General features: G+C 64.6%; 19 protein-coding genes. 14 read left to right on the top strand and 5 right to left on the bottom strand.

All coding sequences use genetic code 11. The features are described 5' to 3' along the window. Positions 1-982 precede the first annotated feature (982 nt). The 4 genes from GV819_RS18760 (at position 983) to GV819_RS18745 (ending at position 2,699) form a co-directional block, all read left to right on the top strand. Positions 983-1,519 (top strand): DinB family protein, encoded by a 537-nt coding sequence (locus tag GV819_RS18760; RefSeq protein WP_161757531.1) that lies wholly within the window; start codon positions 983-985, stop codon positions 1,517-1,519. Between the two features lie 163 nt (positions 1,520-1,682). Continuing rightward, the gene (locus tag GV819_RS18755) at positions 1,683-1,931 is read left to right on the top strand and encodes a YceK/YidQ family lipoprotein (RefSeq protein WP_368668913.1); all 249 of its coding nucleotides are present in this window, start codon (positions 1,683-1,685) and stop codon (positions 1,929-1,931) included. Positions 1,932-1,994: 63 nt separating this feature from the next. After that, complete coding sequence (locus GV819_RS18750; RefSeq protein WP_256667537.1) at positions 1,995-2,249, top strand: YceK/YidQ family lipoprotein; 255 nt, start codon at positions 1,995-1,997, stop codon at positions 2,247-2,249. 60 nt (positions 2,250-2,309) lie between these two features. Beyond that, positions 2,310-2,699, top strand: a complete 390-nt coding sequence (locus GV819_RS18745; protein ID WP_256667536.1) for a YceK/YidQ family lipoprotein — start codon at positions 2,310-2,312, stop codon at positions 2,697-2,699. Positions 2,700-2,735: 36 nt separating this feature from the next. Here GV819_RS18745 and GV819_RS18740 read toward each other — a convergent pair whose 3' ends face one another. Further along, the gene (locus GV819_RS18740; RefSeq protein WP_161757530.1) at positions 2,736-3,509 is read right to left on the bottom strand and encodes an EAL domain-containing protein; all 774 of its coding nucleotides are present in this window, start codon (positions 3,507-3,509) and stop codon (positions 2,736-2,738) included. Positions 3,510-3,757: 248 nt separating this feature from the next. Here GV819_RS18740 and GV819_RS18735 point away from each other — a divergent pair, with 248 nt between their 5' ends. Continuing rightward, positions 3,758-4,759 carry an AraC family transcriptional regulator gene (locus GV819_RS18735; protein ID WP_161757529.1) on the top strand — a complete coding sequence of 334 codons (1,002 nt, stop codon included), beginning with the start codon at positions 3,758-3,760 and terminating at the stop codon, positions 4,757-4,759. A 46-nt stretch (positions 4,760-4,805) separates the two neighbouring features. On the opposite strand, the gene GV819_RS18730 is transcribed toward GV819_RS18735, so the two are convergent. Beyond that, the gene (locus GV819_RS18730) at positions 4,806-5,327 is read right to left on the bottom strand and encodes an SgcJ/EcaC family oxidoreductase (protein WP_161757528.1); all 522 of its coding nucleotides are present in this window, start codon (positions 5,325-5,327) and stop codon (positions 4,806-4,808) included. Between the two features lie 172 nt (positions 5,328-5,499). Here GV819_RS18730 and GV819_RS18725 point away from each other — a divergent pair, with 172 nt between their 5' ends. Genes GV819_RS18725 through GV819_RS18710 form a run of 4 tightly spaced genes read left to right on the top strand, consistent with a single transcriptional unit; the run spans position 5,500 to position 10,101 of the window. Continuing rightward, a complete protein-coding gene (locus GV819_RS18725) occupies positions 5,500-6,663 on the top strand; it encodes a sensor histidine kinase (RefSeq protein ID WP_161757527.1) in 1,164 nt (387 codons plus the stop codon). Next, complete coding sequence (locus tag GV819_RS18720) at positions 6,660-7,328, top strand: response regulator (protein ID WP_161757526.1); 669 nt, start codon at positions 6,660-6,662, stop codon at positions 7,326-7,328. Before GV819_RS18725 ends, GV819_RS18720 begins: the two co-directional genes overlap by 4 nt. Next, positions 7,325-9,652: an ATP-binding protein gene (locus GV819_RS18715; protein ID WP_161757525.1), complete on the top strand. Its 2,328-nt coding sequence runs from the start codon at positions 7,325-7,327 to the stop codon at positions 9,650-9,652. The genes GV819_RS18720 and GV819_RS18715 overlap by 4 nt, the downstream gene beginning before the upstream one ends. Continuing rightward, entirely contained in the window at positions 9,649-10,101 is a 453-nt protein-coding gene (locus GV819_RS18710; protein WP_161757524.1) for a response regulator, read from the top strand. The genes GV819_RS18715 and GV819_RS18710 overlap by 4 nt, the downstream gene beginning before the upstream one ends. A 117-nt stretch (positions 10,102-10,218) precedes the next feature. On the opposite strand, the gene GV819_RS18705 is transcribed toward GV819_RS18710, so the two are convergent. Further along, the gene (locus GV819_RS18705; protein ID WP_161757523.1) at positions 10,219-11,016 is read right to left on the bottom strand and encodes an AraC family transcriptional regulator; all 798 of its coding nucleotides are present in this window, start codon (positions 11,014-11,016) and stop codon (positions 10,219-10,221) included. A gap of 85 nt (positions 11,017-11,101) precedes the next feature. On the opposite strand from GV819_RS18705, the gene GV819_RS18700 reads away from it, so the two are divergent. From GV819_RS18700 to GV819_RS18680, 5 genes are all read left to right on the top strand, one after another. Further along, positions 11,102-12,100 (top strand): bile acid:sodium symporter family protein, encoded by a 999-nt coding sequence (locus tag GV819_RS18700; RefSeq protein WP_161757522.1) that lies wholly within the window; start codon positions 11,102-11,104, stop codon positions 12,098-12,100. 104 nt (positions 12,101-12,204) lie between these two features. Further along, positions 12,205-13,233, top strand: a complete 1,029-nt coding sequence (locus tag GV819_RS18695; RefSeq protein WP_161757521.1) for a hypothetical protein — start codon at positions 12,205-12,207, stop codon at positions 13,231-13,233. Between the two features lie 25 nt (positions 13,234-13,258). After that, positions 13,259-14,449, top strand: a complete 1,191-nt coding sequence (locus GV819_RS18690; protein ID WP_256667535.1) for a hypothetical protein — start codon at positions 13,259-13,261, stop codon at positions 14,447-14,449. A gap of 153 nt (positions 14,450-14,602) precedes the next feature. Then, positions 14,603-15,286, top strand: a complete 684-nt coding sequence (locus GV819_RS18685; protein ID WP_161757520.1) for a hypothetical protein — start codon at positions 14,603-14,605, stop codon at positions 15,284-15,286. 658 nt (positions 15,287-15,944) lie between these two features. Further along, positions 15,945-16,439 (top strand): hypothetical protein, encoded by a 495-nt coding sequence (locus GV819_RS18680; protein ID WP_161757519.1) that lies wholly within the window; start codon positions 15,945-15,947, stop codon positions 16,437-16,439. A gap of 97 nt (positions 16,440-16,536) precedes the next feature. Here the strand turns inward: GV819_RS18680 and GV819_RS18675 are convergent, their stop codons facing one another. Next, positions 16,537-17,454, bottom strand: a complete 918-nt coding sequence (locus tag GV819_RS18675; RefSeq protein ID WP_161757518.1) for an arginase family protein — start codon at positions 17,452-17,454, stop codon at positions 16,537-16,539. A 300-nt stretch (positions 17,455-17,754) separates the two neighbouring features. Further along, a complete protein-coding gene (locus GV819_RS18670) occupies positions 17,755-20,262 on the bottom strand; it encodes a TonB-dependent receptor (RefSeq protein ID WP_256667534.1) in 2,508 nt (835 codons plus the stop codon). Between the last annotated feature and the right edge of the window lie 109 nt (positions 20,263-20,371).

Below are 20,371 nucleotides of genomic sequence, written 5' to 3'. Positions count from 1 at the left end.
CGAGATTAGCGAGTGTCTCGTGGGCTCGGAGATGTGTATAAGAGACAGACCCAGGACCCGGCGCCACGCCCAGCCTGCAGCCAGCATCACTCCGGCCACCGAACCAAAGATGAACGCCAGCAGCAGAGCGTAGGCCTCGGGTGGCACCGTCAACGGCGCCGATACCGGCTCCGGCAATTGGCCACCGTCCACCAGCACAATCAAGTCATCCAGGGCCCGCTCGATACCGCCGGCATAGTCCCCCTGGCGAAAGGCCGGGGTCAGGTCCCGGGCAATGATCTGCCCGGCCAGCAAGTCGGTGACCAGAGACTCCAGGCCATAGCCCACCTCGATGCGCACCTGGCGATCGTTCTTTGCCACCAGCAGCAGGATGCCGTCATTGATGCCCTTGCGTCCCAGTTTCCAGGCGCGAAACAGCTGGTTACTCAGGGTCTCGATATTCTGCTCACCCAGGTTGGGCACCAGCATCACGGCGATCTGCGCGCCGCGGCGCTGCTCCAGTGCCGCGAGTTTCTGCTCGATCCGCTGTTGCTCGACAGCGTCGAGGGTGGCGCTCAGATCGATGACCCGGCGCTCCAGGGAAATCTTCACCAGCCCCGGCGGAGGGGACTCGGCGAACACCATCGCCGGCAACAGCAGCCCCAGGAAAACCGCGAGCCACAGGCTGCGGCCTTGTTGCAAAAACGCCTTGATCATCCGTCGCCACCCGCATCGTTCATCCTGAGTGGTCGAACTTTATCACTGCCTCTCGCGGTGGCGATTCGCGGCAGTCAACGACAAGCCAAAAAACCGCTTCGCTAACCAAACCGACCCGAGGCCGACGACCTGTAGGCGTCCGCACAACCGCCCTCAGCGCGGCGTTCATGAGCATGCGCAACCGCGCCCTTGGCAGATATTTTCAAGGATCTATTGCACGCTTGCCCAGAGGCTTGCGAAGCTGTGAGCCGCCTGATCGACCGCCCCGCTATCACAAGGAACGGCAATGAACCGGACTGAGCATCTGTGCCTGATGGCCCGCTACAACCAGTGGATGAACGCCAAGCTCTACAGCGCTGCCCTGACCCTGCCCGATGAGCAGGTCAACCTGGACCGCCGGGCGTTCTTCGGCTCGATCCTCGGCACTCTCAACCATCTGCAGGCCGGTGACCTGATCTGGCTCAAGCGCTTTGCCGAGCATCCAGCGCGGCACCCGACGCTGCTGCCACTGGACGGCCTGGCCCGACCGCAGAACCTCAAGAGCCTGCTGTTCGCCGACCTGCGCGGGCTCTGGCAGCAGCGCCAATGGCTGGACCAGATCATCCTCGACTGGACCGCCTCCCTGAGCGAAGCCGACCTGGAGCACAACCTGCACTACGCGAACATGCAAGGCACCGCGGGGGTACGCAATATCTACAGCCTGCTGCTGCATTTCTTCAATCACCAGACCCACCACCGGGGTCAAGCCAGCACCTTGCTGACCCAGGCCGGGGTGGACATCGGCGATACCGATCTGTTGCTGCTGATCCCTTCCGAGCCCTGATCAGCCCTCAACCCAGCGCGATCGAAAACGCCCGCTGCCGTAGCCATTATTTATCCGCGCCCAATCTAGCTTCATCACCAGGCTTCTGCGACTATGCGCGCGGAAAAAACCGCTTGCTAAGGAAGGCGCCATCAACGTTCTCAACGCTGTACTTGGGTTGTCTGTGCTGTCCCTCGCGGGCTGCGGCACCCTCATCGCCCGCACCCCCGATTCCCACACCCGCTACGACTACTACAAAGGCACTCAGGCCAACGTCCAACTACTGACCATGCGCGGCGCCAGCGGCTACGACGGCTATGCCACGATGTTCTGCTGGATCACCATCGTCTGCCCGGTAGTGGCCATCGTCAGCCTGCCGGTGGATGCCGTGGCCGACACCGCGCTGCTGCCCTATGACGCGATGAATCACTGAGCCTCTCCCGCCCCTGTCACGACCCTGAGTGGAAGCCTGATCATCCGAATCATCCTTTACCTGTTGCTCAACACTCTGCTGCTGAGCGGTTGCGGCACCTACGTGGTGCGTAGCGGCCATGATTGGCGCGACGACCGCTATTACCGCGGCACGACGATGAACGCGCAGATACTCACCGGCTACGACATGGGCGAAGCACGCAAGATCACTGGCGCCTGCTGGGTAACGGTGGTGTGCCCAATCCTGATGATCGCCAGCCTGCCCCTGGACGCCGCCGTCGACACCGTGCTGCTGCCCTACGACGCGATGCAGCCCTGAGCCTCGCACCCTGCCACTCCCCTGAATGGAATCCCGATCATCCGAATCATCAATTACCTGTTGTTGCTCAACACCCTGCTGCTGACTGGCTGCGGCACCTACATGGCCCGAGGCGGCGGCCTGGACTGGCGCGACGATCGCTATTACCGCAGCACCAAGACCAACGCGCAGCTACTCACCGGCTACGACATGGGCTATGGGCGCATGCTCACCGGCGGCTGCTGGGCGATGGTGGTGTGCCCGATCCTGATGATCGCCAGCCTGCCCCTGGACGCGGCGCTCGACACCGTGCTGCTGCCCTATGACGCCTTCCAGCCGGCACGGCCCCAGCGCAACATGCACGTAGATATGAAGCGTGCGTCCGAGGCAGACCTGCCCGCCCTGCCCCTCGGGGCCGCGGCGCAAGACCCGACGGCCGCCAGCCCGCCCATCAGTACCCAGGCCGATTGAAAGCGTCGCCCTGGCCATGTCCTGGCCAAAGCATGGCTACGCCTGATCCGGCGCACACCGCTCGACCTGCCGCTGCTCCAGGCGACAGCGCCGCCCCAGGCGATCCACCTGGGGTCGGCCGAACAGATAGCCCTGGCCCCACTCGCCGCCGCAGGCCGTGGCCAGGCCCTGGTCGGAGGCGGTCTCCACCCCTTCGATGATCACGCAGGGCGCCAGGGTCTTGCACAGCTGCACCAGGTGGCTGAGGGTCTGGGCGCTGTTGAGCTCGCCGCGGGCGCGCTGGATGTAGCCCTTGTCGATCTTGACGATGTCCGGCCGGGTCTGGCGGATGAATTCCAGGGTGCCCAGGCCCGCGCCGAAATCATCGATGGCCACTCGGCACCCCAGCTCGCGCAGACGCAGGACAAACTCACTGGCCGCCTCGATGCTCGGCGGCGTGGCGCTTTCGGTGATCTCGATCACCAGCCGGGCGGCCACCGAGGGTGAATCGCGCAGCCGCTCAAGGATGGCGTACCAGTAGCCATCGATGATCGCGCTCTGGGCCGAGACATTGCAGCCCAGGCGCAGGCGCTCGTCGCGCCGCAGGCACTCAATCACGCACAGCACCACGCTGCGGTCCAGCTCACGCATCAGTTGGTGCTTTTCCAGCAGCGCCAACGGATAGACGCCACCGCCCAGGGCATCGACATGCCGTAACAGCCCTTCGTGATACAGCACCCGGGTGCTGTCCGGCAGCCATACCACTGGCTGGAACGCCAGCATCAGATGGCCGTCAGCCAGTTCGCGGTAAAAGTCTTTGATGCTTTGCATGACAGATCCATAGGCAAGACAACGGCACACCCCGACCTGAGCAACGCGACGAACTGGCCATCGCCGTCGCTCAAGGGCCCCTGCCCGACCATGATCGGCCCTCCCGCACGCCTCAGGAAGTGTTCCTGGATACCTTTCGCTTGTCCTCGGAAACCCTGCGCCCTGGTTAATCGTCTGCGGCCTTTTGTTTATTGCAATCATGCCCATGGCCCCATCGACATCATTTAGCCACCAGTCCAGGAAGACCTATGCATAGAATGACCAGCGCCAGCTTTCGGGTGCTTGCCGATGTCATGAGAGAGGGTGGCGCCAACGTCGACGCCCTGCTCAAGCAGTTCGGCAGCAGCATTCAGGACGTTGATGAAAACCCCAAGGGCGTCAGGCTGGAACTGGTCTATCACGTGATGCGCGAAGCCACTCGATGCACCGGCAATCCGGACCTCGGCCTGCTGGCCTACAGCAAGGCCCACCCGGCCAACCTGGAGGCCCTGGGCTATGCGGTGATGTCCTGCGCGACCCTCGGTGCGGCGCTGCAACGCCTGGTGGATTACCACGCGCTGATCAGCAACGGCTTCTGCATGTGCCTGGAGCGCAAGCCCCAGGCGCTGAAGCTGATCGGCTTCGATGTCACCGCCGAACCTTCGCTGATGCCTCGCGCGGTGGTCGATGCCGGCGCCGCCCAGACCCTGGGCCTGCTGCACTGGTTGCTCCCCCAGCACAAACCCCAGCCCCTGGCAGCCGCCTTCACCTACCCCGAGCCTGCGGACACTCGCGCGCTGCGGCGCTTGCTGGGGGATAACCTGCAGTTCTGTGCGCCCCACAACAGCCTGACCTTCAGCAGCCAGGACTGCGCCATGGCCCTGCCCACCGCCGACCCGGCGCTGGACGTGCTGCACATGGAATATGCCCGCGCCCGGCTCAACGTGCTGCTCAGCGGCTCGATGACCGCACGCGTTCGTCGGGCCCTCGCGGAATGCCTGGCCCGGGGCGCCCCCAGCGACCTGCCGCACATTGCCGAAATGGTCGGGGTCAGCACCCGCAGCCTGCAACGGCGCCTGGGCCATGAGGACGTGCACTTCTCGGCCCTGCTGGACGAAGCCCGGTTGATGCTGGCCCACAGTTTCCTGCGCAACTCCATGCGCAGCGTGAAGTACATCGGGGCCTTGCTGGGGTTTCGTGACCAGAGCAGTTTTCACAAGGCCTGCATGCGCTGGTTCGGCATGACGCCCGGGCGTTACCGCGAGCAATAAGCACAACGCCGAGCAGAGGCTCGGCGCAATGGCTTGGGGCAATCGATCAGTGGCTGGCTTGCAACTGCGGCTGCACTTGCGGCATGGCCGAAGAGTGGTGGTTGAGGATCTTCCACTGCCCGTCGATACGCTCATAGAGGAAGGTGTAGCGTGCCTGGACTTGCTGCTGCTTGCCGTCGGCAGCGGTCAGGGTAAAGGTGTAGACGCCACTGTCCATCGCCGCATCCGGGCTCAGGTGACGGATTTCGCGGTAGTTGATCTGCCCCACCGGCTTGGACGCCAGGAAATGCTCGAAGTAGTCCTGGATCTGCGCGTGGGTATTGCGTACCTGGTTGGAAACCGTCGGCTGCAGCACCGCGTTGGCCGCATACAGGCCGACCACGGCTTGCGGGTTGCCGGTCTGCAGGGCGGTGTTCCAGCGATCGAACAAGCCGGCAATTTCCCGGTCCTGGATATTCTGCGGTTGCTCGGCCACGGTGCGGTACACGTAAGGCGTGGCTTCCAGGGCCTGGGCCAACGGCGCGGTCAGAACGAAGAACAGGGCCAGGGCGGTGGTTTTCAGTTTCATTCAGTGACTCCAGTGGGTTTCAATAAGCACCACTGTGCCCAGGGCCGCCGCCCGTGCCATCGGCCAACTGGAGCCATCGGCCTATGCCATTCGGCAGATAGGCGCAGCCCGGGGCAGCGGGTCTAATGCCCGAGCCTGTTCACTCGCACCGCCGCCCTGCTGGAGCCTTGCCATGTCCACCCCGCCCCTCGATCCCGCCAGCGCCCTGGCCCTGCGCAGCCAGTACCGGCAATCGCAAAGCCGCGCGGCGCGCCTGCGCCTGCTGGTGGACACCGGCCAGGAACTGCTGCAACTGCCGCCCGAGCAGATGCGCCTGCGGGTGGTACAGCGCGCCTGCGCCTTTGTCGCCATGGATCATGGCGTATTGCTGGAGTGGAGCGAGGATGGCGTGGTGCACGCCAGCGCCACCCAGGGCAGTGCCGAGCGCCTGCAGGCGTTGCGGGCCCTGGCTGAGCAACCGCGCTGGCTGGAGCACCCGGCCAGTCTCGACAGCCCAGTGCTGCGGGTGCTGCTGCACCGCGCCGATGGCCAGGCCTTCGGCGCCCTGTTGCTGGCCAACAGCGTGCCCCTCAGCGCGCCGGACAGCGAAGACCTGGAGTCCCTGCAACTGCTGGCCACGCTGCTGGCGGCGCACCTGGAAAACCGGCGTCTGTTGAACGACCTGCAAGCCCGGGAACGCAGCATGTCGGAATTGGTGCAGCGCCTGTTCAGCGCCCAGGAAGATGAGCGCAAGCGCGTCGCCTATGACCTGCACGATGGCCTGGCGCAAACCCTGGCCGGACTGCATCAGCGCCTGCAGGGTTTCGCCGGACGCTGCCCGTCCTTGCCCGCCGGACTGCAAGGCGAATGGCAGACTATCCTGCAACTGGCCCAGGGCTGTGTCGGTGAGGGCCGGCAGCTGATCGGCGGCCTGCGCCCCCACGTGCTCGATGACTTCGGCCTGCTGCGGGCCATCGACCGTGAAGCCGACCGCCTGCGGGACGCAGGGCTTGCCGTGCACTGGCAGCAGCGTTGCCCGGAACGCCTGCCGGCGGCCCTGGAGATCGCCCTGTTCCGGATTGCCCAGGAAGCCATGAATAACATTCTCAAGCACGCCGGGGCCGCCAACGTGACCCTGAGCCTGGCCCTGGAGCAAGGACAAGCGCTGCTCAGCATCAACGACGATGGCTGCGGCTTCCTCAACCCGCCAGCCCAGGGCGCCGAGCAATGGGGCCAGGTGGCCATGCAGGAGCGCGCCCATCTGCTGGGAGGCCGCTTCACCTGCAACAGCCGGCCCGGCGGCGGGACCTGCATCCAGGCCCAAGTGCCCGTGCAACCCCAGGAGCAACCGCTATGAATTCGGTAATACGCCTAGTCCTGGCGGATGACCATGAAGTCACCCGCACTGGTTTCGTCGCCCTCTTGGCCGGCAACCCGGAGTTCGAGGTGGTCGGCCAGGCCAGGGACGGCGAAGAAGCCCTGGAGCTGTGTGCACAGTTGCACCCGGACATCGCCATCCTCGATATCCGCATGCCCCGGCTCAATGGCCTGGGGGCCGCGCGCCTGCTGCAACAACGCCAGCCCGGGGTCAAGGTGGTGATCTTCACCATGGACGACAGCCCCGACCACCTGGAAGCGGCGATGGCCGCCGGCGCCGTCGGCTACCTGCTCAAGGACGCCAGCCGGGCGGAAGTGATCGCTGCCCTGCAACGCGTCGCCCAGGGCGAGGAAGCCCTGAACAGTGCCGTCAGCGCCCGTCTGCTGCGGCGCATGACCGAGCGCGGCAACGGCCAGGCACCCCAGGCCCAGCCCCTGACCGCCCGGGAGCGCCAGGTGCTGGGCCTGGTGGCCGGCGGTTTCAGCAACCGCGAGATCGGCGAAAAACTCGGTATCACCACCGGCACCGCCAAGGCCCATGTGGAACGGGTGATCGGCAAACTCGGGGCCGCCGACCGCACCCAGGCCGCCGTGCGCGGGATGGCCCTGGGGCTGGTGGCGCAACCTGACGGGCAGTGGCCATGAACCTGCTGAGCGCCCGGCGCTGGGCCGACCTGCCGCTGCGGGGCAAGGCGCTGGTGGTGATCTCCCTGCCGCTGGTGATCCTGCTGCTGTCCCTGGTGCTGATCTACAGCACCGAACGCCAGACCGCCCGCGCCGAGGAAGACGTGCGCCGGGTGCTGCTGGTACAGGGCGATATCCAGGCGGTGCACACCCTGCTGGCGGAAGCCGCCGCCAGCGTGCGCGGCTACCTACTGACCCGGCGCGAGGACTTCCTCCCCGCCTACCTCCAGGCCCGGCCGCAGATCGAAGCCGCCCTGCAGCGCCTGGACCAGAATGTGCGCGATGCGCGAATGCGTGAATACCTGCAAACCATCGCCCCGCTGATCCGCACCAAACTCGACGGCCTGGTGGCCCTGCGCAACGGCAGCCGTGACGACGCCGATACCGTGACCGCAATCCTGATCGACAACAAGCAGGTACTCGACGTGCTGCGCGAACAGATCAGTGCCATGCGCGTGCGCGAAGACGCGCTGCTGGCCGAGCGCACCGAAGCGGCGGCAGCCACCCGTATGCGCCTGCTGTTCGCCACCCTGCTGGCGGCCGGTTGCGGGCTGTTCGGCGCCATCATCGCGGTGCTGTTGCTGTCCCGGGGCATCGTCTATCGGGTCCAGCAGGTACAGGGCAATGCACAACGCCTGGCCCTGGGCCAGCCGCTGCGCCCGCAGGCGCCAGAGCTGGACGAGATCGGCCAGTTGGGCACCCGCCTGGTGGAAGCCGGGCAACTGCTGGCCGAACGCGAGCGGGCCCTGCGCGACAACGAGGAACGTCTGCGGCTGATCATCGACGGGGTCAAGGACTACGGGATCTTCGCCCTGGATACCGAGGGCCGGGTCACCACCTGGAACGTCGGCGCCGAACGGATCAAGGGCTACCGCGAACAGGAAATCATCGGCCGGCACTTCTCGCTGTTCTACCTGCCGGAAGAATGCCCGCAGCACCCGGACATGGCCCTGCGCGAAGCCACCGCCCACGGTCACTACATGGAAGAGGCCTGGCGCTGTCGCAAGGACGGCAGCCGCTTCTGGGCCAGCGTGGTGATCACCGCGCAGTACGACAGCAGCGGCGCCCTGCGGGGGTTCTCGAAAATCACCCGCGACATCACCGACCGTCGCGCCGCGGAGATCGCCCTGGGCACCGCCCGCGAGGAAGCCGAAAGCGCCAGCCGCGCCAAGAGCGAATTCCTCTCGCGCATGAGCCATGAACTGCGCACCCCGCTGAACGCCATCCTCGGCTTCGCGCAACTGCTGGACATGGACTCCAGCGCCGGCCAGCGGCCTCAGGTCGGACATATCCTGCGGGCCGGCCAGCACCTGCTGGGGCTGATCAACGAGGTGCTGGACATTGCCCGGATCGAGGCCGGGCGCCTGCCGTTGAACGTCGAACCGATGGCCCTGGCCGCGGTGCTGCACGAAGCCCTGACCCTGGTGTCGCCGATGGCCGCCGACGCCGACATTCACCTCGCGGCCCTGCCGCAACTGCCAGCGGACAGCGGGGTGATCGCCGACCGCCAGCGCTTGATCCAGGTGCTGCTCAACCTGCTGTCCAATGCCATCAAGTACAACCGCGCGGGTGGCCAGGTGAGCATCGAAGTGCTGATCGAGGCGCCGCGCCTGCACATCAGCGTGATCGACACCGGTGCCGGGATTGCCGCCGATCACCTGGAGCGCCTGTTCAAGCCCTTCGAACGCCTGGACGCCGACCCCAAGGTCGAAGGCACCGGCCTGGGCCTGGCCCTGAGCAAGAGCCTGCTGGAAATGATGGATGGCAGCCTCAGCGTGCAGAGTGTTCTGGGCCATGGCTGTCGCTTCAGCCTGGAGCTGCCCTTCGTGCAGCTGCCCGACACTGTTGCCGCCGCCCCGTTCGCGGTGCCGGAACTGAACCTGCCGTCCCCCCCGCGGCCGGCCCGGCACCAGGGCAAGATCCTCTGCATCGAAGACAACCTGCAAAGCCTGGCGCTGATCGAAACCCTGCTGCAACGCCGCCCGGGAATTCAGCTGCTGACCAGCATGCAGGGGCAGATCGGCCTCGACCTGGCCCGCCAGCACGCGCCGCAACTGATCCTGCTGGACGTCAACCTGCCGGACCTGCAAGGCCTGGAAGTGCTGCAACGGCTGCGAGCCTCGAGCATCACCGCCAGCACGCCAATCCTGATGATCACCGCCGACGCCAGCGAACCGACCCAACGCGCCCTGCGCGAAGCCGGAGCCACGGCGATCCTGACCAAGCCGATCCACATTCCGGCCTTCCTCGCCCACCTCCAAGCCTGCCTGCCGGAGCCCGTATGACTGCCGATATGCGCATCCTGATCGTCGACGATCAGCGCCCCAACCTCGACCTGATGGAGCAACTGCTGGCCCGCGAAGGGCTGCACAACGTCCTCAGCAGCACCCAGCCGCTGCGCACCCTGGAGCTGTTCAACAGCTTCGAACCGGACCTGGTGATCCTCGACCTGCACATGCCCGAGTTCGACGGTTTCGCGGTGCTGGAACAACTCAACCGGCGCATCCCGGCCAACGACTACCTGCCGATCCTGGTGCTGACCGCCGACGCCACCCGCGACACCCGCCTGCGGGCCCTGGCCCTGGGAGCGCGGGACTTCATCAGCAAGCCGCTGGACGCCCTGGAAACCCTGCTGCGGATCTGGAACCTGCTGGAGACCCGGGCCCTGTACAAGACCTTGCGCACCCTGGTGCCGGCGGAACGTATCGAACTGCTGCGCCCGCCGCGCTCCTGAGTACGCCATTGCACGCTGGCATGACCCGGCATGTGGCCGCCGGCACAGGCTGCACCGGGCCACACTTGCAGGCCGCGGGGTCCGCAGGAGATGAACCCGCTGGCATGCCCCCAAGGTTCACAAGCGGCGAAAGAACTCCCCCGGCGTGGCATCGAACTGCTGGCGAAAGGCGGCGATAAAGGCCGAGGTCGAATCGTAGCCACAGCCCAGCGCTACGTCGGTGACCCGCTCGCCCTGCTCCAGCGGGGTCAAGGCGCCGAGCAGGCGCAGGCGCTGGCGCCAGGCGCGAAAGGTCAGCCCGGTGTCTTTGAGAAACAGGCGGCTGAGGGTCTTCTCGGTCACTCCGAGCTTGTGGCTCCACTGGCCCAGGGTGGTGGCTTGCTCCGGGTGCGCTTGCAGACTGCGGTAGATCGAACGCAGGCGCACGTCGTGGGGCAGCGGCAGCATCAGGTCCAACTGCGGCGCCGCGGCCAGCTGATCCAGCAGCACCTGGACCAGGCGCCCGTCGGCACTGTCCTCGACATACGCCACCGGCAACTCACTGAAGCTGCGGATCAATTCCCGCAGCAGGCTGCTGACCGCCAGCACCTGGCAATTGTCGCTGGGCGCCCAGGCGGTGACGCTGCAATCCAGGTACAGGCTACGCATCTCGGTACGCGGCGAGCTGAACACCCGGTGCGGCACGCCGGCAGGAATCCATACCGCCCGTTGTGGCGGGGCGATAAAGCGCCCGCCGTGGGTCTGGATCTCCAGCACCCCGGCAATCGCGTAGGACAATTGCACCCAGGGGTGGCTGTGACGCCGGGTCAGCGCCCGGTTGGGCAGAGATTCGGTGCGCCCGTACACGGGTCGCGGCAGGCTCGGCAGACCGGGAATACTGCGCCGGAAGATCTTTTCATGTCCTTTAGGCGGCATTAACTGGCTCATTGGCGTTAGTCGGTAAATTTCAGTCACGTTAGAGTCGCCCCATCGCTCTTGGCAACCCCTGGATGATTCCGTCATGACCCGTTCCCGTCTTTTGCCCGACAACTTCACCCTGACCCTGATCGGCGTGGTGCTGCTGGCCAGCCTGCTGCCCGCCAGCGGTCAGATAGCGGTCGGCTTCGGCTGGCTGACCAACCTCGCCATCGGCCTGCTGTTCTTCCTCCACGGCGCCAAGCTGTCCCGCGAGGCGATCATCGCCGGCGCCGGTCACTGGCGCCTGCACCTCTTGGTGTTCGGCCTGACCTTCGTGCTGTTTCCGCTACTGGGCCTGGCGCTCAAGCCGTTGCTGTCGCCGCTGGTGGGCAATGACCTGTACCTGGGCATGCTCTACCTCTGCGCCCTGCCGGCCACAGTGCAGTCGGCGATTGCCTTCACCTCCCTGGCCCGGGGCAACATTCCTGCGGCCATCTGCAGCGCCGCGGCGTCGAGCCTGTTCGGGATCTTCCTGACCCCGCTGCTGGTGGCCCTGCTGCTCAACGTGCACGGCGACGGCGGCTCGACCCTGGATGCAATCCTCAAGATCAGCGTGCAACTGCTGCTGCCGTTCATTGCCGGGCAGATCGCCCGGCGCTGGATCGGTGCCTGGGTCGGGCGCAACAAGAACTGGCTGCGCTTCGTCGACCAGGGCTCGATCCTGCTGGTGGTGTATGGCGCCTTCAGCGAGGCGGTGAATGAAGGCATCTGGCAGCAGATCCCACTGTGGGAACTGGCCGGCCTGGTGGTCGCCTGTTGCATCCTGCTGGCGTTGGTGCTGCTGGCTGCGAGCGTCCTCGGCAAGCTGTTCGGCTTCAATCAGGAAGACCGCATCACCATCCTCTTCTGCGGTTCGAAGAAGAGCCTGGCCACCGGCGTGCCCATGGCCCAGGTGTTGTTCGCCGGCAGCACCCTGGGCGTGCTGATTTTGCCGTTGATGCTGTTCCACCAGATCCAGCTGATGGTCTGCGCGGTGCTGGCCCAGCGCTACGCCAAGCGCCCGGAGTCGGTGGCCGAGCTGATGGGCCAGGTCGATCCCTAGGTTGCCCGGCAAGGTGGCCCGGCGGCTGGCCGGGCCTGCGGACCGATGGCGATGGGGATTGCGCAATGGCATGATGCCGCAGCGAAAATCACCAAGGACCGCTGATGTTTCCCCATCGAATTCATGCCCCGGCTCAGGACGACCTGAAACTCAAGGTCCAGCTCCATCTGGAGGCCGACCCACAGGCCCGGGTCATCGTCCAGTTCGAGCGTGGCGCGCAATATGACGCGAATCTGCTGAACCAGCTCGACGCCCTCTGCGCCCACTACGGCGAGCGCCTCAATGTACGCTTCTACAGCCACTATCCAGGCAGCGCGTTTGACGGCAGAACCTTGCTCGCCCTGCCCAACGTCCAGTCCCTGACCCTGGACTGCCTCGACACCCTGGAGCACTACGAGGCCATTGGCAGCCTGCACAAGCTCAAGGATTTTGCCCTGCAAGTCATCAGCGCCGACCTGCCCGGGCTCCTGGCGCTGCCCAGCCTTCAAGCGCTGCGGGCACTGCGCCTATCCCTGGACAAAGGGCCCGCCATCGACCTGACGCCAATCGGCCAGATGCCCGATCTGCGCCAGCTGGCCATCAGCGTGCAGAGCCACAACCTCGACGTTCTCGGCCAGTGCCCGAACATCGCCAGCTTGTTCCTGCACCGCATGCCGGCCAAGACGACTCTGGGCGTGGTGGCCCAGATGGCTGGCCTGCGCAGCCTGTCGGTGAGTTTCGGCAGCCGCGACGGCATGCCGGAACTGCGCAACCCGTACGTGAAGGAACTGGACATCCTGCGGGTACGCGGCCTGAATCAGCTGGACCTGGGGGGCTTTCCACAGTTGGAAACGCTGAGGATCGAGGACCAGGCGCAATTGAGCCGGCTGGACCTTGGCGGGACCCCGCAGTTGCGCAAGATGAGCCTGATCAACCTCAAGAGCCTGGAGGAAATCAGCGGCCTGAAAACCTCCAACATCGCTGACCTGCGCATCATCAAGGCCCCACAGATGGACCTGCTGACACTGATCGACAGCCAGCTTGCGCCAAACGTGCAACACCTCAAGCTACTGAGTGGCAAACGCGCCGTGGACAAACAGCTCGAAGCCCGACAACAGCAACTGGGCATCCCGGAACCCCGCGGCCCGTTTTGACCGCCACCCTCTCGTAGGAGCGAGCTTGCTCGCGAAGAACGTCAACGATAACCCGCACTCACCGCGAACCTGCGCAGTGCTTGCCATCATCACCAGCACGTCGGCCTCGGCGGCCAGTTGGCTATCGGCGTTACGCCAAGCCCACAGTGATGGCATGATGCCGCGCGACAATCATCAAGGACCGCTGATGCTTCCCCATCGAATCAAAGCACCGACCCAGGCCGACCTGCGCCTGCAGGTCGGTGCCCGGCTGGAGGCCGATCCGCGGGCCCGGGTCATCGTCCAGTGGCACAGCGTCGAGCAATACGATTGCCAACTGCTGGAACAGATCGATGCCCTCTGCGCGCGTTATGGCGAGCGCCTCACCGTGCGTTTCTACGACCACTATTCGAGCAGAGGTTTTGATGGCCGGACCTTGCTCGCCCTGCCCAACGTCCACTCGCTGAGCCTGGACGGCCTCGAAACCCTGGAACATTTCCAGGCCATTGGCCGCCTGCACCAGCTCAGGGAGCTTGCCCTGGAAGTCTTCCGTGCCGATCTGCCCGGGCTTCTGGCCCTGCCCAACCTCGAACGCCTGCACAGCCTGCGGCTCTGCCTGGACCAGGGCCCGGCCATCGATCTGGCGCCGATTGCCTGCATGCCCGAGTTGCAGAGCCTGCACCTCAGCCCGCAGAGCCATGACCTGGAGATGCTGAGCCAGTGTCCGAGCATCAGTACCCTGAGCCTGCATCGCCTGCCGGCCAAGACAACCCTGGGGATGGTCGCCGACATGAGCGGCCTGCGCAGTCTGTCGGTGGCGTTCAGCAGCCGTGAGCAGATGCCCGAGCTGCACAGCCCCTCCGTCAGGGAGCTGGAGATCATGCGCGTGCGTGGCCTCAACCGCCTGGACCTGGACGGTTTTCCACAGCTTGACGTGCTGAAGATCGAGGACCAGGCGCAATTGAGCCGGCTGGACCTTGGCGCGGCGCCGCAGTTGCGCAAGATGAGCCTGATCAACCTCAAGACCCTGGAGGAAATCAGCGGCCTGAAAACCTCGAACATCGCCGACCTGCGCATCATCAAGGCTCCTCAGGTGGATGTATTGACCCTGATCGACAGCCAGTTGCCGCCCAGCGTGCAGCAGCTCAAGCTAGTCAGTGGCAAACACGCCGTGGACAAACAGCTCGAAGCCCGGCAACTGCAACTGGGCATCCCGGAACCCCACGGCCCGTTCTGACCGCCACCCTCTCGTAGGAGCGAGCTTGCTCGCGAAGGACGTCAACGATAACGCGCACTCGCAGGAAACCTGCGGCGCTTTCGAAAGCATCGCGAGCAAGCTCGCTCCTACAGAACACCCTGCCACCCTTTTTGGACCTGATACGGAGATCCCATGTCCTTCGTTCCTCGCTTCACCGAGCTGCTGCTGACTCACCTGCAACAGGAAGAACGCCAGCGCATCCTCAAATCCATCGTCGTCACCACCGCTCCCGAGCTGTGGCTGAGCCTGGAATCGGCGGCGTTGCTGGACATCAATCGCGACCACTTCGGCCTCGGCGGCCAGCTGGACGAACGCGAAGACTACCGCCTCTACCCCGACCAGCCGCCGCGCAGCAACGTCCCTCGCTGGCTGATCGCCGCCGAACGTCGCAAGGTGGATATCTGGGTCGAGGACAGCTACGCCGAACAGCCCTCTACCGCCATCGAATTCAAGGTGGTGCACAACAACAAGAATGCCTTCCACAAGATCTGGGAAATCCGCAAGGACCTGGTCAAGCCGATTCCCCGCAGCTCACCCCAGGATCGTATCGAACGCTGGGGCCTGGTGCTGCTGACCTACTCGCGCTTCTACAGCGACCAGCAAGGCGGCTACGTCTACGGCAAGTTCGGCAGCCTCGACGCCTTTCTCAAGGCCTTCGAGCACAGCTTGAGCGACCGCGATGAATGGTACGACGGTGCTCCAGAACTGGAGCTGGTGAAGGCACCGACCCTGGTCGCCAACCTTGAAGGCGCTCATTACATCGAGCCGGGAAAAGACGCCGGACTGTATCTGGCGCTGGTCAAATGCAAGGCCTGAGGCGTTTTTCAGTAACCGCTCAAGCCGCCATGTTCGACCACCACACTGAAAGACCTTCAGTGGGTTTTCGCTCAACCATCGCCGCGGCTTGTCTCAAGCGCGGCACACAGGTGCTGTAACACATCGCCTTCGAACGCAGCGTGTTCGACACGAAGTTCCCCTGCCCGGCACTCTGCAAAAAATGCTCATCGGGCAGTCAGCGCCTACGACATGGGTTAAAGGATTTCTTGGGATCATCGTTATCATGAGCCTCGCCACCCGCAGATCAGGTCACGCCATGCACCATAACCCCATGCAATCCTGCCCCCGCTGTAGATCAGCCCAACACGTCAGGCCCAAGTACATCCTGATAGGCGCTGCAAGCCCCAAAAAACGCTTCGATGGCGAAGAAAAAACAGGCTGTCAACGCGTGGATCAGCTGGCAGTAGATGAATGCGAGCCGGCCCTACTGAAAGCCGCGCCGCTGCAGCAACTGGTCGATGGTTGTTATTGCGATCATTGCGGGGTGGGGTTTGTACCCAGCGCGATTGTACAAGCTGTCGACCGATCATCGCTGTAGAGACAACAACGGGGTGATTCAGGTCGGCTTTGGAAAACTCAACGATTGGATGGGGGCGGGACTCAATAGGCCCGACCTTATGAAATGGAGACTGACGGCATGCATTGGATTCAGGTGCTCATTGGGCCGATCGAGGCTCTGCTGGAGGCGCGTGACGAACTGCCATCGGCGGTGGTGTGTGCCCTCTGCCAAGGGCTGGCCTTGATACCTGTCACCGACGAAGTCGAGGCGCAGCTTCAGGAACGAGCAAACGATCATGCAACGGCCGTGCAGCCGTTCTCGGGCGAGCTGGCTTACGGGGTAACTGGGCTGGCCACAAAGCTCTCGGGCCACGGCCCGATTGTCTATGCCGCCACCTACCTGCATGGCGGCACTGGCGGGCAGGATGCCGTCGTTTGGCTTGAGGGTGAGGTGGTTCTGAACATTGGTGACGAGGAGGAGCACATGTCCGCCTGGCCACATTCACCGATCAGTCGCGCATTACGCCGTATCGGAGTCATCGCCCAAGCAGGTGAGGATGAGTTTGATGCGCTGGGCCTCGGCCGCTATCGAAGCAATGACTCATGGGCTGAAGCTCACCGCCCCCATGATTAAAGCGACGAAGCCGCTCGACCCGCCATCAACCGTTGACCGGCTGCTGCCGGCTGGGCGGCAGAAACCGCGCTCTCCTGTACTTGGGCTCCCGAGCAGGTCACTCGCTCAATCGCCTCGGAAATGGCAGCTGCGCCAGGATCCCGACAATGGTCGCGGCATAGCGGCCATCCGGATCGAGGTCCGGATCGAACACCGTGACCGTCATGCCACGGCAGCGCTGATCCGCAACCAACGGGCTGATGATCTGCACCAGGTCGTCGGGAGCGATGCCCGGCGACCCGGGGCTATCCACCGCAGGCATCAGCGCCTGGTCGAGCACATCGATATCCAGGTGTAACCAGAAACCTTGCCCGGGTACCTGATCGAGTGTGCCGGCGATCCGTTGCAGCACCGCCGCAGGGCCAATCCCGAGGGCTTGGAAAACGTCGATACGGTTGATTGCCGTGTGGTTCACATCGGGCCAGAGGAAATTTTCATCACGGTTCTCGCGCTCACCCAGTTGCACCACCTGGTTCTCGGCAACCAGCGGGCCGCTGATTCCCGGCCACTCGGTGGCCAGCGCCTCGCCACGGCCCGTCGCCAGCGCCAGGTCCATGCCCGCCACGGCGCCCAGGCTTTGCTCGGGATCATAATTGCCGGGATGGCGAAAATCGCTGTGGCCGTCGATATGAATCAGCGAAAGCGCCCCCGAGCGGCGGGCACCGGCCAGCGCCCCGAGCAGAATCGAGCAGTCGCCGCCAATGACCAGCGCGAAGTCGCCTTGCCGGCCCGCCTCGGCGACCAGATCGGCCAATGCCAGATTGAACGAGCGCATGGCATGGCCATTGCGCAAGCGGGTTCCCGGTTGCGCCTCGGCAGAATAGGTCGGACGCGGCAACTCTTTAAAGGCCCGCGCCTTGACGGCCTGGAGCAGGCCCGCCGCGATCAGTGCCGCTGGCGCACGCCAGGTACCGGGCTGGTGATTGGGCCGCAAAGGGCTCAGCCCAAGGTTCGAGGGCGCCGCGATCAGTTGCATGGGAAGGTCTTCTGCCGGGCTTGCGCGAGTGAAAACATCATTGCTCCTTGGGGTGCATGCCTTGCCAGACCTCGACCCGCGAATAAGCCGACGGGACCGAAAGCAAGCACATTGCTTGCACCTTGCCCGAGGAACGAGCGGCGGGCAGCAACCGCCCGCAGCGATCATACACAGCCGTTTCCAGGCGCGGAAGTTTCCCCCCAGGCCCTGCATCACCTAAAGCCCATCGACGAAAACACAACACCGAGCGGCCGCAACCGATCTGATTTCAATCAAGCGGCAACGCTGCGAAGCTGCCGATCAGAAATCCACTGTTGCCGACAGCAGCAAGGTGCGTGGCGCCCCCAGGCCACCGGACAATCCGCTGCCATCACCGCCGATCCAGGAGCCGAACCAGTAGGCCTTGTTGGCGACGTTCTGCACCGTGGCGCGCAAGGTCACCGGTTTGGTCGCCACCTGGGTGGCATAACGGCTACCCAGGTCGAAGGTGGTGTAGGACGCCAGCGCCAGGCGATGGTCGTCGGTGGCGTATTGCTTGCCCGTGTGATTGACGTTGCCGGTCAGGGTCAGGCCGGAAATACTCTCCAGGTCATATTCGGCCCCCAGCTTGGCCACCACCTTGGGCACGCCGGTGACCTGCCGGCCTGCATTGGCGCCCTTGAGCGACTGGGTCAGTACCGCCTGGGTATAGGCCACGCCGCCCATCAGCCGCAGGCTCGATTGCAATTCGCCGAAGAAGGTCCACTCCACGCCACGGTTACGCTGCTCACCGTAGACCCCGAAGACATTGCTCGCCGGATCGGTAAAGGCACTGGGCTTCTCGATCTGGAACAGACTCAGGGTGCTGGCAAAGCTGCCCAGGTCGAGCTTGGTGCCAACCTCGTATTGCCTGGTCTGGTACGGCTGCATGATTTCACCGGCGTTGGCCGCGGTGTCGGGGGCCTCGTTGCCCTGGCTCAGGCCTTCAATGTAGTTGGCATAGAGCGAGACTTCATCGGTGACCTTGATCAGCAGCGCGCTGGCCGGCGACACCCGGCTTTCATCGTACGTCGAGGTCCTCGCTCCCGTGGCCCCATAGTTGCGGCTCTGCACGCTCTGGCGGCGGGCGCCGACGGTCCACTGCACCCGCCCCTGGGCAAACGACAAGGTATCGGCCAGCGCGTAGCTGCCGAGTTCGGCCTGGCTTTTCGAGGTGGTGGCGCCGAAGCCACTCAGGTCCGGAGCGGGCCCGAAATCCAGGTGTTCATAGTGGGTCTGGGCGTGACCATAAAAAGCCGCATCCTTGAAGCGCCAGTTCGAGGTGAAACGGGTGGCGACCAGCGACCAGGCGTGCTCCACCTGGCCGGTCTGGAAGACGCCCTTGAGGCCGGCCTCGGCAGATTTCTGCGCCCCTTTCCTGACCGAGCGAATGGCCGTGGAATCAATGTCACCGGCGTCATTGAGCAGCGTGTCGCGGGTCATCAAGGCGTTGTAGCCACCTTCGCGGTGTCCCCAACCGGCATAGGCGGTGATCGCATCGCTCAGGTCGAACTCGCCTCGCAGCACCACGGTCTGCGTGTCATTGATGGTGTAGGCCCAGTCTGGTGCCAGTGAATGATTGCCCTTCTTCGGGTTGGGCAAGCGGTTGACCCCACTGGCGATCGAGCTGATACCGAAATAGTTGACGCCATCCATGCGCTCGCGCTGTTTGTAGACATCGGCCGACAGCCGCGCACGCTCGCCCCGCCAGTCCAGGCCGAGGGACGACAGCTGCATCTTGTGCTGCTGGTCCTCCACCGCGGTGTCGCCATCGCGGTAAACGCCGTTGAAGCGCACCCCCCACTGCTTGTCCTCACCGAAGCGCTCGCCAAGGTCGGCATGCACACCGCCCAGGCCACGGGACTCATAGGTCGTGGTCAGGCGCGCCAAAGGCGCCTCGCCCGCACGCTTGGGCACGATGTTGATGCTGCCGGCAACGCTGCCGTCCGGCGGCATGCCACCGAGCAGTGCCGACGGGCCCTTGAGCACTTCCACCCGCTCGGCCAGCTCGGTGGAACCGCGCATGTTCGGCGCCATGCCGATCAAGCCGTTGAACGTGATGTCGTTGGCGGTGGTGGAAAAACCGCGAATGTAGAAGGTTTCGTAGTTGCTGCGCTTGCTCGGCACGTACACCGAGGGATCGGTGGCGCCAATCACCGAGCCAATGTCCTGGGCCTGGCGGTTCTGCACGAATTCATCGGTGTAGCTGATGGTGCTGAACGGTGTCTCCATGAAGTCCTTGTTACCCAACAGCCCGACCCGGCTGCCGCTGGCGACCTGGCCACCGGCATAGGCCGGCACCAGGCTGGTCGACGTGGCCTGGCGCCCTTCTACCCGGGTTTCTGGCAGTGCCACGCCGTCTTCAGCGTTGGCCGCCGGCGCCAGGGTGTAGCTGCCATTGGCCTGGCGCATGGCTTGCAAACCGTGCGCCTGCAACAGCTCGGCGAACCCCTGGCTGATGCTGTAGGTGCCGGACAAGCCACGGCTGCTCTTGCCCTGCAGCAAGCTGGCATTCACCGTCAGTTCCACCCCGGCCTGGGTGGCAAAGGCATTGAGCACCTGCCCCAGCGAACCCGCCGCAACGCTGAAGCTGTGGTGCGCATCCGCCGCCCGTTCAGCACTCTGCGCCAGCACCGGCGACGGGACCGAGACCAGTGCACCAGCGCTCAACCCCAACAACAGGACCATCGGTAGGGCAGCAAGAGTGCCCGGCGGGGAGACCGCACAAGTGTCTTGCACAGCCTGCGACACACGAAACGTGACGGGATGTCGGGAACGGCGTTGCACCATGCTGGGCTCCTTTGAGTGGGGAAGAATGAGTGATGCTCACTCTGTCTTCCGAACCAGAAAGCCAAAGCCTCAATCTAAACAATAATCATTTTACATGGAGTGACCATGG

Source organism: Pseudomonas sp. Fl5BN2 (assembly GCF_009908205.1).
GTDB lineage: Bacteria > Pseudomonadota > Gammaproteobacteria > Pseudomonadales > Pseudomonadaceae > Aquipseudomonas.
This window is presented reverse-complemented; position numbering and strand designations above follow the sequence as displayed.